Here is a 13,071-nt window from a genome sequence, read left to right on the forward strand (position 1 = left end):
CACTTTAAAACCGGCAATCGTTCTCAACTTGGGTCTACTTCGTCAAAAGATAGTATAGTCACTTCCGTATATTCGCCTTTATCAATTTCATCCTCTGTGGCAGCTTGCTCTAGCTCTTCGCTGTCATCCATTCCCGGAGCGATTGAAGGCTCAGTATTTCTATTCCTGTTCTTGTTTTTCATATATAGCCAACTCCTTTTAAAAGCAATTTTAGTACTGAAACGATCAATTCCGACTGTTATGGCAAATTCTAGATTAACTTTGTATTAATATACCCGCTTATAACCGTTAAAGCCGTTTTCATCAACTATTCTTTTCAAAAGTTAATTCCTTTATAGTGGAAGTTAAAGGAAACCGACTAATAGATCTTTTACACTGCCTACTGACAGATTTGTTCTATCATAGGCTCGATTAAGATATCATTATCCTTTAAAAATCCCCCATCAACTTCCGATAAATCTCCTTCAAAGAATCTTCTAAATTCAAGTTCAGCAATACCATCGTCATTCATTCATCCCAGGTAAAGGATTCATCCACTTCTACCTTATTGGTGCGAAATTTGCGTTTTTTTTAAAATTGTAATGAAAATTTTACTATCCAAATCAAAAGAATCGTTTTCTGACTATGCAAACAAGCTATTATGAAACAAAAGAACCATCCCCCTGCTTCAGGGAATGGTTCCCATGGTTACTTTTTACCTTTTAGATTGATGCCGATTGCGGCTCCGTTGCGGCTGGAGTCTGCTACTCCTTTGAAGCTGTTGTTTTGATGATCTATTAAGATGCTTTGGACGTTTCCGATTGTTGTAGGTTCAGCTCCAAATTTATGGCCCATACTTGTTAGCAGGTTGAATACCTCTGTTGGAATTCCATCCTCGTAACGATAGGAGTTTAGGTTGTTCGTATATATTCTTGGTTCCTCTACAGCTTGCTTCAGTTCCATATCATACTCAATAGTATACAGAATAGTTTGCAGCACAGATGTAATAATGGTGGTTCCGCCAGGGGATCCCACGGTTAAAACGGGTTTACCGTCCTTGAATACAATGGTTGGCGTCATACTGCATAATGGACGTTTATTGGGCTGCACTTCATTTGCGCCTCTTGGAATGGCATCAAAATCGGTTAATTCATTATTTAACATAAAACCATAACCGGGAACCATGAAGCCTGTCCCGAATACTTGTTCAATGGTGGTCGTATATGAAACGACATTTCCCCATCTGTCCGTAACCGTAAAATGGGTCGTTTCTCCAGGTTTTTGGTCATTCGGCTGTTTCTTAGGCTGGTAGTTTGCTTGAGTTGATTCATACTTTCACGGATCGCCTGATTGGGGATTAGGGTTAACGCGATCTAGACTAATGAGTTTTTGCCGTTCCTTAATATAGTCCGGATGCAGAAGTCCCGTCAGCGGTACTTCCACGAATTCAGGGTCACCAGCATAGGCTGCGCGATCTGCGTATGCAAGATGCATGGTCTCTGCCAATAGATGGTATTTCCCCCAAGCTTTCACATCATATTGTGAAAGATGAAAACCGTCCAAGATTTTCAGCATTTGTAATAGGAATACGCCGCCTGAGCTTGGTGGTGGCATACTGGCAATCCGATAGCCGCGGTAATCACCCCAGATCGGCTTATCAACGGTCACATCATATTTCTTCAAATCTTCAATTGTCATAGCACCGCCAAATTTTTGCACCGTACTGGCCAGTGCTTCAGCAATCGGTCCCTTATAAAAGGCATCTGGACCTTTAGCACGAATCAATTTGAAAGTTTTGGCTAAATCCTTTTGCACAAGAATTTCTCCCTCTTGAATCGGTTTTCCATTTGGCAGAAAGACGTTCTTCGCTGCTGTTTTGGACAGGGTTTCCTTGTTATCTTCAATTGCACCAGCAAGTACTGAATCGATTGGGAAGCCTTTATCGGCAATATGCTGCAGGATTAGCCAATTTCATAACATTTGTGATTCTATTAGGGTACTTACACAAAAGAAACCATATACTCAAATTAGACTCGGATATTTTGAGACATCTTCACTTACGGGGGTCGGTGTTGAAATCCTTACTGAAATTAGCCATTCCTACTAGTATTAGTATGGTTTCGATCGCGTTGTCTGAAATTGCAGTCATCACTTTTGTCAATAATTATGGTTCTAATGCAACAGCAGCGTACGGAATCGTGAATCAAATTGCAAGCTACGTTCAAATCCCAGCGATGAGTATTTCAATCGCCATTTCAGTATTTGTTGCACAAGCCGTAGGTTCTGGGAACATTTCGAAAATCAAAGAGATAAAAAAAATAGCGATTTCCTTGAACTATCTCTTTGGTGGTATTCTCATTCTCATTCTTTACCTTATACCAAATCCTATATTAGTAATCTTTTTAGACAACACCGAAACAATTAATATAGCAAAAAGTCTTATACTGATCTCATTTTGGAGTTACATTATTTTAGGCCACACTCAGGCAATCTCAGCAACAATGAGAGCAACAGGTACTGTGTTATGGCCAACAATATTTACAATCATTAGTATTCTGCTGATCCAAGTTCCGGCAGCCTACTTCTTATCACATTTCACAACTCTGGGCTTAAATGGTGTATGGCTAGCTTATCCAATTGCGTTCATCGTCAATTTCTTAGCTCAATCTTCTTACCATCAATTCTTCTGGAAAAAGAAATCTTTAAAAGCACTTTTGAGTTAAACTTACTAAATAATGAAGCTATTTATTTCCTTTTACAAATAGCTTCATTTATTTCTATTTCCGCACTAAACTGCTTTGCTCGTAAAAAGCGATTGATCACTGCAGACTAAGAGCGAACTTTTATTTTTACTTTATGTTTGAAATAATTTATTCAAGTCACTTTTTAACTGGTTTGCTTACTAATGCATAGCATAGAATAGTAGCAACAGCAAAGTAATAAAAGGAACGTATATTATGATCTGAACCCAAAAAGTTAGACACGAATTTTAGGCAACTTCCTAGGCATGAGTACGGTATTGAACCGGACTCATGCCTTTTAATAATACCCATTTTTTTAACATCGTCATATTTACATTGTGTTTATGAGCTATATCTTTAAAGGATTCTATACCGTCAAGGTAAGCATTAACAGCTGCTAATTTTGTTTCTAAAGAATATTTGGTCATAAAAAACTGCACCTCCAATTGTTAAGTGGTGTCTAACAATTGGGGTGCAGTTCAATATTTATTGTGTCCTTTTAATCTTAATTATGTTACTGATTAATAGTGCAGTAATAAAACCATGCTACACTTTTACATCAGGGTAAATAGATTTCAAATTTTGGTCTACTTAGCTAAAAAATTTAGTTCGTTATAATCTTATCTTTTAAAACCCCTCATCACCCTCTGATAAATCTCCTTCCACGAATAATCCAAATCCATTGCTTCCGACAGTTGTAAATTTTTAAAACTCAACAACAACCGATTGATTGTTAATCTAAAAATCACTCGACCTCAGGTTTCCAATTGGGAAGGGTGTGAAGACAATTTTCCTTATAAAGGGAATATCTGTTCAATTTCTTGAATCTCTGCATCAGTTAATTGAATCTGTAACGTTTTTAGATTATGAAGTACTTGGTCAGCTCGCTTTGCACCTGGAATAATTACGTCGATGCATGGACGGGACAGATACCAAGCAAGAATCACTTGATAAACTTCCGCACCCTTTGTCGCTGCAATTTGACGAACCCGCTCTATCTTTTCCAAGTTTTTTTCGAAAACACCTACCTGAAATTGCGGTCTTTTTCGATTCTTTTCACTAATTTCAGTTTCTAGATTATATTTACCTGTTAACAACCCGGAAGCTAAGGGATAAAATGGGACAAAAGAAATTTGATGCTCAGTTACGTATGGGAATAACTCCTTCTCTGCTTCGCGGCTGATCAAGTTGTACTCCCCTTGATAGACATCCACATAGCCATCTTTATTGGCATCTTTTAATTGCTGAAGGGAAAAATTAGACACTCCGATGGCTCTAATCTTTCCTTCATCCTTTAATTGCTTTAATGCTCCAACCGCTTCATCTTTAGGTGTATCATGATCGGGAAAATGAATATAGAACAAATCTATATAATCTGTTTGAAGCCGTTTTAAACTCTCTTCGACGGCTTGTTTTAGAAATGCAGGTGAGTTATCTAAAACCATATCATTACCGTCTAATCGATGTGCTGCCTTGGAAGCGATCACTATTTCTGAACGATTTCCCCGTTCTTTCACAACTTCACCAATTATTTCTTCTGATCGCCCCAAACCGTAGACATAGGCTGTGTCTAGGAAATTAATCCCTTGTTCCAGACCAGTTCGGACCAATTCTCTTCCTGCTTTATCATCAAGGTTTGGAAAAAGGTTAAGTCCCCCAACGGCATTGGTTCCAAGACCAATCGGGTTTACAGATAAATCTGTCTTACCAATTTTAATATGTTTGGTCATCAGCTTCCATCTCCCTTATTTTACTAATTTGATGATAACAAACTTTTAGAAGAGAAAACAAAGTTAATGCTTCCTATTTATTATCTGCTAATCAATTTACTAAGTTACGAAATGAGGTAGAAAAGGAACAAATATCGGTCGGAATGATCAGAAAAAAAAAGACCGAACATGCTGCTACATGTCCAGTTCAGCAAAAGACGGTTCCCTTAATGGAGGTGGACTAGGATCGTAAATACAGCCCAACCAGTATTGGTAAATAAAGTTTATGAAGACCCTTATCTTGAAATAAGGGCCTTCTTTATATATTTAATTTCGAGTCAATAGGCGGAACTCGCCGTCTAATTAAGCTTTTTTCACTAAAAAAAATTAACGAAATTATTCCGTCTATTTTTTTAGTTTGGATCTGAATCGGTTTTGGCGACCCTTGTTTCCTCCGTCACTTTTAGATATTCTAAGACCCGCTGGGCGATAAGTTTATAGCCCTTGGTGTTTGGATGGAATTGATCTCCTGCTAATAAATTCATCGTGGAATTAGTAAATAGATCTTCTGTGGGAACAAAGCTCACATTCTCATATTCTTCTGTCAATAATTTTCCTGCCTCATTCCAATTATCAATGATCATGTCTAATTCTTTAATGTTTGCGAATTGACTTTCAAAAGGATTATAAAACCCGATTAAATAAATTTGGGCATCTGGGTTCAATTCTTGCAATCTATTCAATATGGCCGTTAATCGTTCAATATATTCCACTCTTTCTATTTGGAAAGGTTCTAGCGTAAGGTTTGTAAAATTACTTCTTAAGACTTTCATAATATCATTGGCGCCAATGGTGATTAAAACAATATCAGCCTTTGAGATCGCAGTGGCAATTTCTTTATTTTCCAGCCGCTTTAGTAATTGATCCGACCGGTTTCCCTTTTTACCGAAATTTTCTATTTTGATCGCAAGGTTGTGATCCTCAAACGTGTGATTAAGGATCCCGACATATCCACCGCTCTTTGTTTCATCTCCTACACCTTCCGTGAGTGAGTCTCCGATTGCGACCATCTTTTGATCTTTTTCGAAGAAATCAATGACACCATCCACTACTTCCCTTACCTTTTTCTTGATTTCAGCGGTGAATGGTTTAGGACTTTCCTGCTTAATGGAATGGTCTTCTACTGGTTTCTCTTCTCCTTTAGAAGCAACTTCCTTAGTATTTTCCACTTGTTCAGATTCAACTGACGCGACGGTTGTAACTGTTTTAAGGCCTGCTTGATTTCGATCTATAAGAAAAATAGAAGGAAGAATACACATAGTGAATAGACCCATAATCATGATGATTACTTTTTTTCTTTTCAAACTTCATCACACCTATTAGTATCGGAAGATCTTAATCTAAGATACCATTCTTTTTTTAATATAGTTTATTCATTTTATCATGCAGGGCAACATTATTTAAGACCACAAATTTTGTCACTTGCCTATTTGTAATCAAAACAGGAAAAAGAAAATTAGAGTAGATCAATTCATTTTTGTTAGCTTTTGAAATGAGGATAAAAAGTTTGCAGTCAATTTTGTGAGAAAAAAGGAGCCATAAAAAAAACGACTTTGCCATTTGTACAAAGCCGTTTTTCGCCTATTATCGTATGTATTAACCTTGAAATCCTTCCGTGTAAATTGGAAAGATTGGGGTCAGTCCCCCGGTTCGTTAAAGCTTTAGATTACCGGGGGACTGCTAGGCGTCTATGAAAATAGTTTATACATTCAAGTAGTGCAAAAATATCTCTTAAAATAAGCAATATGAAATCTCGGCAATCGAAACAATTTTGGAAACCATATTCCTTTCTAGTTTAAAAATGTTTTTTTGAACTACTCTGGTCGTTCATCCAGGTTGTAATACCAAACAAGCGGACCAAGGTGACCGAACTTACCGACCGCCTCCTCCATTAACTGGTGTGCCTCTTCATATGCGCAGGCAGGTAAAATATCCAATTCATGATACCCCATATTTCCATAGTTATAGACAAGCAGAAACCCATCTGTCTCCCAAAGCTCAAGTCGAAACACATGCCAATGGTTCGTCACTTTCAATTGAATCCCTTTGACGAATGTTTTCTCCCCCAGCCGTTGATATGCAAATTCCGCTGTCCCTCCTTTATAAGACCTCCCCTCCTCAAATACAAGTGGGTAACCTTTCGTATAAAGGTGTTCCATCCCTTCCAAGGTTTCGAGATTTGTCTCCCTTTTTGTGGCCACAATCACAGGAGACAGCCTATCTACTCCTATTTCATGGTATTCGATAGTACCACTGTCATCCCATTGAATATGGAGACCCGCATCCTGAAGCACATTCGCCCACCTTCCGAGATCTGCGGAATTTTTCAATTGTTCACAAGAGAGATACAATCCATCCTCCGTTAACAAACGATGGACTATTTCTAAATAACGACTGTCACCATAGGTTGGATTCTCCTTCAAGTACGCTAGAAGTGACCAATAGTTTGAAATCATGATAGGCCCCATGATCTCATGAAAGGTCCGTGCAGAAATGATTAAATCAAAAGAATTCAGGGAAAAGTGCTCAGATACCTCCATAAAATCCATTTGGTAAAAACTCACGTTGTTCAGTCCTTGCTTTATTGCCAACTCCCGAGCGCATCGAATCCCATATCCACACAGGTCGATCCCTACAATCTCGGCATCTGGGAACATGGTGGCGTACCTGCAAGACAGCAACCCATTATCACAGCCAATTTCCAAAATCCGTTTCGGCTTTAAATAAGTTTGCTGACTGACCCAGTTGAGCAAGGCCTGATGGAAATTCATCGTCCATGATTCTACTGCCAAACTGAAGGGCAGTGTTCGGTTTTTCACCTCATAAATATTCCCTTTTAATTTGCGGTCCATAATGGGTTGGAGTTCCTTAGCCAAGAAGGGATCGACCTCGGTTACATGCTTCCAGAAGTCCTCTTTGGTTTGGCATTCCTTGATACCCAGTGACTTAAAATAGGTTGAGAAACTTTGTGATTTTAATTTGGCATTTGCAAACATAGTATTATCTCCAGTTTAGGCGTATTTATTTTGCTTAACAGGACCAAAACCTACTAGTAAGTGCTATTATCTGGTACTAATTATAGCATAAAAAAAAGCTTTACTCCTTAGTGAAGTAAAGAAAAAAGTGTTTAGCGATTAAATGAAATTTTCTAAGGCCTTTGGAGGATAAACAAATATTGTTAATCCGAAAGGCTAAACGCTAGCAGAAGCCTTGGGAAGAATTCACTCACGAATGAGAGAAGAATAATGGTAATAATTCAGCACTAACTTACTTCATCACCTTGTTACTAGAAAGTGCATGTTTAAACTGTTCGATTAGGACAGGAACGATTTCAAATGCATCGCCAACAATTCCATAATGACAGTTTTGAAAAATAGGAGCTTCTTTGTCCTTATTAATGGCAATGATTAAACCAGAATTTTTCATTCCCACAATATGTTGAATCGCGCCAGAAATCCCGATCGCAAAATAAATCTTTGGCGTTACCGTCACACCGGTTTGCCCTACTTGATGGGGGTGGTCAATCCAACCCGCTTCCACCACATCCCTGCTCGCACCAACAGCTCCTCCAAGCGTTTCAGCCAAATGGTGTATTAACTGAAATCCCTCGTAGCTGCCTAAGCCTTTTCCGCCTGCCACAACGATGTCCGCTTCGTCGATTCTGACCTTCTTAACCGTTTCCTTTACAATTTCCAAAACTTTTGTCCGGATATCTTCTTCCTTTAATGAGACGGTTTCTTCGACGACCTTGCCTATTCTCCCCACCTCTGGGGGCAGCGCCTTCATGACATTGGCGCGTACGGTCGCCATTTGCGGCCTGTATTTTTTACATAAAATGGTCGCCATAATATTTCCGCCAAACGCCGGCCTACTCGCAAGGAGTAACCCCGTTTCCTCTTCTACATCCAGCTCCGTCGTATCCGCCGTCAACCCTGTCGGCAAATCGGTGGCCACTGCGCTTGCCAGGTCTTTTCCTGTTGAGGTGGCCCCGTAGAGAATAATTTCCGGTTTATATTTATCACTGCACTCTAACAGGGCCTTCATGTAGGTTTCAGTCCGGTAATGCTTAAAGAGAGGTTGTTCATAGACATACACGGTATCTGCTCCATATTCAAACACGGTCTTTGTTAAAGGTTTAACATGTTCCCCGATAAGAATACCAGCTAGTTCCACACCTCGTTTATCAGCTAATTTCCTACCAGCACCTAATAATTCAAGGGATACAGAGGCAACCTCTCCATCCTTTTGTTCAATAAAGACCCAAACACCTTTGTAATCGTTAAAATCCAATTACATTCCCTCCTTACTTTCAAACAGCTCCTTCTTTTCAAGCAGGATCTGAAGCAATTGCTCTACTTGTGCTGCTGGGTTGCCTTCAAGGAATGTTCCCCCTGCCGGTTTTTGCGGAGCCCATACTTTGGAAACAATTGTTGGTGATCCCTTTAAACCAAGCTGCTTGATATCTACATCTTCAAGGTCATCAACAGACCAGATATGTGGTTTGTATCTCGCAGCTTTGAGCATGTTCGGCAGCGGGGAATATGGCACGTCATTAATAGTTTTTTCAACGGAAAATAAACACGGCAAGGTGGATTGGACGACTTCATATCCATCCTCCAGCTTGCGATGTACAACGGCATATCCTTCTTCTTGATTGATATCCACGACTTTGTTCACAGAAGTGAGTGGTGGTATATCGAGCCTTCTAGCTATTCCGGGTCCGACTTGCCCGGTATCTCCATCGATGGACATTTTTCCGCAAATGATCAAATCGACGGGTCTGGTTTTTGCAATTTTTTCAATCGCCTTTGTCACGGCATAGCTCGTTGCCAATGTATCGGCACCCGCAAACCGGCGATCCGTAATTAAATACCCCTCATCCGCGCCTATTTCAATACATTTCTTTATAGCGGACACCGCTGGAGGTGGACCCATCGTGACAACCGATACCGTCCCACCATATCGTTGTTTTAAACGAACGGCCTCTTCAACTGCATGAGCATCATACGGATTCAAAATCGCAGGCGCTGTCCTCCGATCCATCGTGTTAGTTTTTGGATTCATCTTAATAATTTTAGTGTCAGGCACTTGCTTGATACAGGCTACAATATGAAACATTAAACCCCTCCCATCTAACTTAAAAAGCCCATGGTTTCTTTATTACCGCCATACGAAACTTTCCAGATGTTTTACAACTAAAAGACTTGTTACACCCGTCTATATCTACTTTATTATGGGAGATGTCCTTACATGCGAGTTTTCTGACAAAAAACCCACGAATTAATCGGTGCCTGACTCCCACCGCGCTAGTCGAAAAATGACAAAATACTGAAAATTAAACGAAAAAAAGCCCAGGCACCACCCAACATTCGTAATTAGCGGTGTTCAGAAGGCTCAAGCTGTATAAAATCCAACTGTTTCATTCGGTTTATGACCGATAATACTTCATTGATTCTTGGTAATTCAAGCCATCTTTCGAAACCAGGAAAAAAGGAAGAAAATACACGATCCACTCCTTCTCTTTCCATATCTTCGAGAGCTTTTTTAATCTTTTCATGAAGAAAGATGTGGTGATCCTGATTACTTATCGCGATTTTTCGAATTAAAAAGGCAATAGCTGCAAGCTGGGCATGTGATGTAATATTGTAAAGCCCTCTGATATCAATTTGTTCATCACCTATCACCATGTATCCCATGGGTGAAACGATCAGCTTTTCTGTACCACTGCCCTGTGGATAGCTCGAAAAGTGGTCTGTGGTTATGTTTCTATCTATCTCCCATTTTGTATGGGCGATAGGTTCACGTGGTTTGTCGTGTTTACATAAATCTTTTGCTTCCTGGGTTACGTTTTTCGGCACAAAATTGTCCATCAGGATGATTTGATCAGCAACGGATAAAAATTCACCGCTACCGCCAATCACAAGAACGGAAGATACCCCAACAGCCTCATAAAGCTCCCTGACCCGTTCCGTAAAAGGTGTAATAGGTTCATGCTTGATTAATGAACGCATTTTGCTGTCTTGAATCATAAAATTCGTCGCACTTCTGTCTTCATCAATTAAAAGTAGCTTACAGCCGAAGTTGATTGCCTCCATAATATTGGCAGCTTGAGAAGTGGAACCTGAGGCGAAGTCAGTCGAAAACTGTTCAGCCGAACTATTGGGTACCCATTTTATGAAAGGCGTAATATTTATATTTTTTATGGAACGGCCTTCCTCTGCAGCTATTTCCATTGCACTTTGATCTGTGATCACAAATTCCCTTCCGTCACCCATGATGTGATTGTAAATCCCCGAATCGAGTGCATCCAGCATTGTACTTTTACCCGAATAACCACCGCCGGTAATGACCGTAACACCCTGTTTTATTCCCATTCCTCGCAAACCACCAATTTCAACTTCAACATCTTCCGGAGATGTAAAAGGCAAGGCACCCTCAAGTGGCCCGCTGTTGTCTTTATTTTTTGGCAAAATGCTGCCATTCCCTATAAAGGCACAATAACCACTGGATTTCAGCCATTCGCGAATCATAGTTTGGTTTTTTACCAATTCATAGGCTGCTTTTAATTTGTTGAGATCAAACTTGGCTATAAACTTCTCCACTTCTTTTGGAAGCATTTTGCAGAGCATGCGCATCGCTTTATTATTATTCTTAAATGGAAGTTGAACGGTAATCATTAAGCATATATACCATTTTTCCGAGATGACTTCGACATAGGATGCATTACGTTGCAACACCGCATTGGTTGGATGAAAACAATAAAAAGCACCATTTTCTTTATCAGTACGTGAGCGGTTATAAATCGATTTATTTAATACCTCCATATGATCAACCCATTCTCTTAATGCAAAATCCGGGAGAACAACTTGACCCATCTGTTCATCTAAGCAGAGACGATCAAAAGGTATTTTTATGGTGATACATGGCTTATCCAGTGTGAGTTTATGTGTCGGTTCAATGTAATAGGCAACATCATTATTCCAATAGATTGGATCTTCATAAATCATACCGTAAGAGGACTGTCCGGATTGTAACGAGCGAAAATATTGAGCGAGTCTTTTAATAAAGCATCATCCTTTCATATTTGCAAAGCTGTGAATAACGGGAAACGATATCTCAAGAAGGGGGCCCTTTATCCTTTGGAACAAGGTAACGACGAAACGGGTCGACCCCTACTCTCCAGGAATAAGCCTGCTCAAACATAAACCGGCATTGTTTGAAATTTTCCGCGAAAAATGAATATATTCTCACGTAATCCAAGTTCAATTCATATTCCCCCTAATAAAGTTCAGATCAATTTTTCTGACAAAGGATTAAATCCTACCCAATATCAAAAATCCACTATTGTTGCCTTGACCAACCTTTTGTCCAAAAAAAATGACAGCCACTCCATAAGTGGCTGTCATAGATCGGCAAGAAGGCATAAACGTTCCGTTCCCTTCTCCTTCTGCCTAAATATAAAAAGCCCTGAGAGTAAATCCTACCCTCAGAGCCTAATGTATTTATATAAAAAATAACTAAAAAGCAATATGAGGATTAGACGTATAATTTTTTGCTATCATGATCCTCACCTCATTACGATTTATTTTTACTGCAACAAAATCTTATCATTCATTTAACCATTTGACAAGAGGTGCATCGTGTCCTTTTTTTGACTGATTACAGCCGCGAGAATGTACCCTCTCTGCCATGTTTTTACCAGCAGTTGCCACGAAATTTACCACTTGCTGTCAAAGTACTTTACAATGGAAAAACGGCAACAATTTTAAAGTTAAAAAGCCTAAATCCTGCTTATTTTTACTGAAGATTTAGGCTTTTGGTCTTCCGCAATCACTCTGATTGTGGAATATTATATTCTATTGAATAGTAAATTTGTACTATGCATCAAATGACTTTGTTTTGTTAGTTGTTCTTCTTAAAGTTCATTCTATCGTAATAATATATTTGTCCATAATTTCTTTTGAAAAACCTATTAAAAAATATGCCGTTTTATTACTTTCAAAAAACACGAGTTTATCGTTATCAAACTCGTTGTATATTTCTATATCCTGACTGTTGGTAAATTGACCATTTTATTTCTGAACTCAGCAATCCTTTTAGCATATCCATAATAAGATTAATATTACCGTTTTTCAAACTATGGTGTCAGGCACCAAGTTGTGCTAACACCTCTTTTTTTCGCATTTTAAAGAACTTCTTCTTTTAAATAAGCCTTAAAATCAGAATAGATTTTTACAAGAGCATTTTTCTGATATTGGTACACTTGTCCCTCTTCATCAAGAACAATTAACAACCCTTCTGTAGCTAAATTTTCAATAACGATATAATTATCTAATTGATTATTAGCTAATACTCTCTCTTTTTTGGTTAATTCTACTACATTTAAGTAGCCATCAACCCCTAGTGCTGCAATTTCATGGCCACCTGATGCGAGTGCTCCATATTGCAGTAATAGCTCCTTATAATCGGAAGGTATTTTAAATGCTAACTTCATTTCAGCCTGTTCAACTGCCTGAATATCCACTCCTCCTGTAAAAAGAACTTTCTTGTTTTCAAATATTGTTTTTAAATTCATCATGTAC

Annotated in this window: 11 protein-coding genes and 1 pseudogene; 1 reads left to right on the plus strand and 11 read right to left on the minus strand. The window is 38.9% G+C overall.

Annotated features, from left to right (window positions below; genetic code table 11):
* Positions 1–23: 23 nt before the first annotated feature.
* The 3 genes and pseudogenes from AA980_RS27465 to ggt form a co-directional block, all read right to left on the minus strand.
* Complete coding sequence (locus tag AA980_RS27465; RefSeq protein WP_024027721.1) at positions 24–182, minus strand: hypothetical protein; 159 nt, start codon at positions 180–182, stop codon at positions 24–26.
* A 197-nt stretch (positions 183–379) separates the two neighbouring features.
* Positions 380–511, minus strand: a complete 132-nt coding sequence (locus AA980_RS28000; protein WP_268926628.1) for a hypothetical protein — start codon at positions 509–511, stop codon at positions 380–382.
* A 176-nt stretch (positions 512–687) separates the two neighbouring features.
* Positions 688–1,929 (minus strand): annotated as a pseudogene (gene ggt / locus AA980_RS06055) (gamma-glutamyltransferase); the annotation flags it as partial.
* Positions 1,930–2,051: 122 nt separating this feature from the next.
* Between ggt and AA980_RS06060 the strand changes: the two are divergent.
* Positions 2,052–2,702, plus strand: coding sequence for an MATE family efflux transporter (locus AA980_RS06060; protein ID WP_024027722.1), 651 nt, complete (start codon positions 2,052–2,054; stop codon positions 2,700–2,702).
* A gap of 278 nt (positions 2,703–2,980) precedes the next feature.
* On the opposite strand, the gene AA980_RS26150 is transcribed toward AA980_RS06060, so the two are convergent.
* The 8 genes from AA980_RS26150 to AA980_RS06095 all read right to left on the minus strand — a co-directional run bounded on the left by AA980_RS26150 (position 2,981) and on the right by AA980_RS06095 (position 13,067).
* Complete coding sequence (locus AA980_RS26150; protein ID WP_024027723.1) at positions 2,981–3,148, minus strand: transposase; 168 nt, start codon at positions 3,146–3,148, stop codon at positions 2,981–2,983.
* 366 nt (positions 3,149–3,514) lie between these two features.
* A complete protein-coding gene (locus AA980_RS06065) occupies positions 3,515–4,450 on the minus strand; it encodes an aldo/keto reductase (RefSeq protein ID WP_024027724.1) in 936 nt (311 codons plus the stop codon).
* Between the two features lie 392 nt (positions 4,451–4,842).
* On the minus strand, positions 4,843–5,793 hold the full coding sequence (locus tag AA980_RS06070) for an SGNH/GDSL hydrolase family protein (protein ID WP_024027725.1): 951 nt from the start codon (positions 5,791–5,793) through the stop codon (positions 4,843–4,845).
* A 510-nt stretch (positions 5,794–6,303) separates the two neighbouring features.
* Entirely contained in the window at positions 6,304–7,485 is a 1,182-nt protein-coding gene (locus tag AA980_RS06075) for a class I SAM-dependent methyltransferase (RefSeq protein WP_024027727.1), read from the minus strand.
* A 271-nt stretch (positions 7,486–7,756) separates the two neighbouring features.
* The gene (locus AA980_RS06080; protein WP_024027728.1) at positions 7,757–8,779 is read right to left on the minus strand and encodes an electron transfer flavoprotein subunit alpha/FixB family protein; all 1,023 of its coding nucleotides are present in this window, start codon (positions 8,777–8,779) and stop codon (positions 7,757–7,759) included.
* Positions 8,780–9,607, minus strand: coding sequence for an electron transfer flavoprotein subunit beta/FixA family protein (locus AA980_RS06085; protein WP_024027729.1), 828 nt, complete (start codon positions 9,605–9,607; stop codon positions 8,780–8,782).
* 257 nt (positions 9,608–9,864) lie between these two features.
* Positions 9,865–11,496, minus strand: coding sequence for a P-loop domain-containing protein (locus AA980_RS06090; RefSeq protein WP_024027730.1), 1,632 nt, complete (start codon positions 11,494–11,496; stop codon positions 9,865–9,867).
* A gap of 1,178 nt (positions 11,497–12,674) precedes the next feature.
* Positions 12,675–13,067 (minus strand): SMI1/KNR4 family protein, encoded by a 393-nt coding sequence (locus AA980_RS06095; protein ID WP_082195652.1) that lies wholly within the window; start codon positions 13,065–13,067, stop codon positions 12,675–12,677.
* Between the last annotated feature and the right edge of the window lie 4 nt (positions 13,068–13,071).

The organism is Neobacillus vireti (genome assembly GCF_001026695.1).
Lineage (GTDB): Bacteria > Bacillota > Bacilli > Bacillales > Cytobacillaceae > Neobacillus > Neobacillus vireti.

What these genes read in the sequence shown, in the direction of transcription:
- AA980_RS06095 (WP_082195652.1), bottom strand. Translation starts at nt 13,067, where the DNA reads ATGATGAATTTAAAAACAATATTTGAAAACAAGAAAGTTCTTTTTACA.
- AA980_RS06065 (WP_024027724.1), bottom strand. Translation starts at nt 4,450, where the DNA reads ATGACCAAACATATTAAAATTGGTAAGACAGATTTATCTGTAAACCCG.
- AA980_RS06075 (WP_024027727.1), bottom strand. Translation starts at nt 7,485, where the DNA reads ATGTTTGCAAATGCCAAATTAAAATCACAAAGTTTCTCAACCTATTTT.
- AA980_RS06085 (WP_024027729.1), bottom strand. Translation starts at nt 9,607, where the DNA reads ATGTTTCATATTGTAGCCTGTATCAAGCAAGTGCCTGACACTAAAATT.
- AA980_RS06090 (WP_024027730.1), bottom strand. Translation starts at nt 11,496, where the DNA reads ATGATTTATGAAGATCCAATCTATTGGAATAATGATGTTGCCTATTAC.
- AA980_RS26150 (WP_024027723.1), bottom strand. Translation starts at nt 3,148, where the DNA reads ATGACCAAATATTCTTTAGAAACAAAATTAGCAGCTGTTAATGCTTAC.
- AA980_RS27465 (WP_024027721.1), bottom strand. Translation starts at nt 182, where the DNA reads ATGAAAAACAAGAACAGGAATAGAAATACTGAGCCTTCAATCGCTCCG.
- AA980_RS28000 (WP_268926628.1), bottom strand. Translation starts at nt 511, where the DNA reads ATGAATGACGATGGTATTGCTGAACTTGAATTTAGAAGATTCTTTGAA.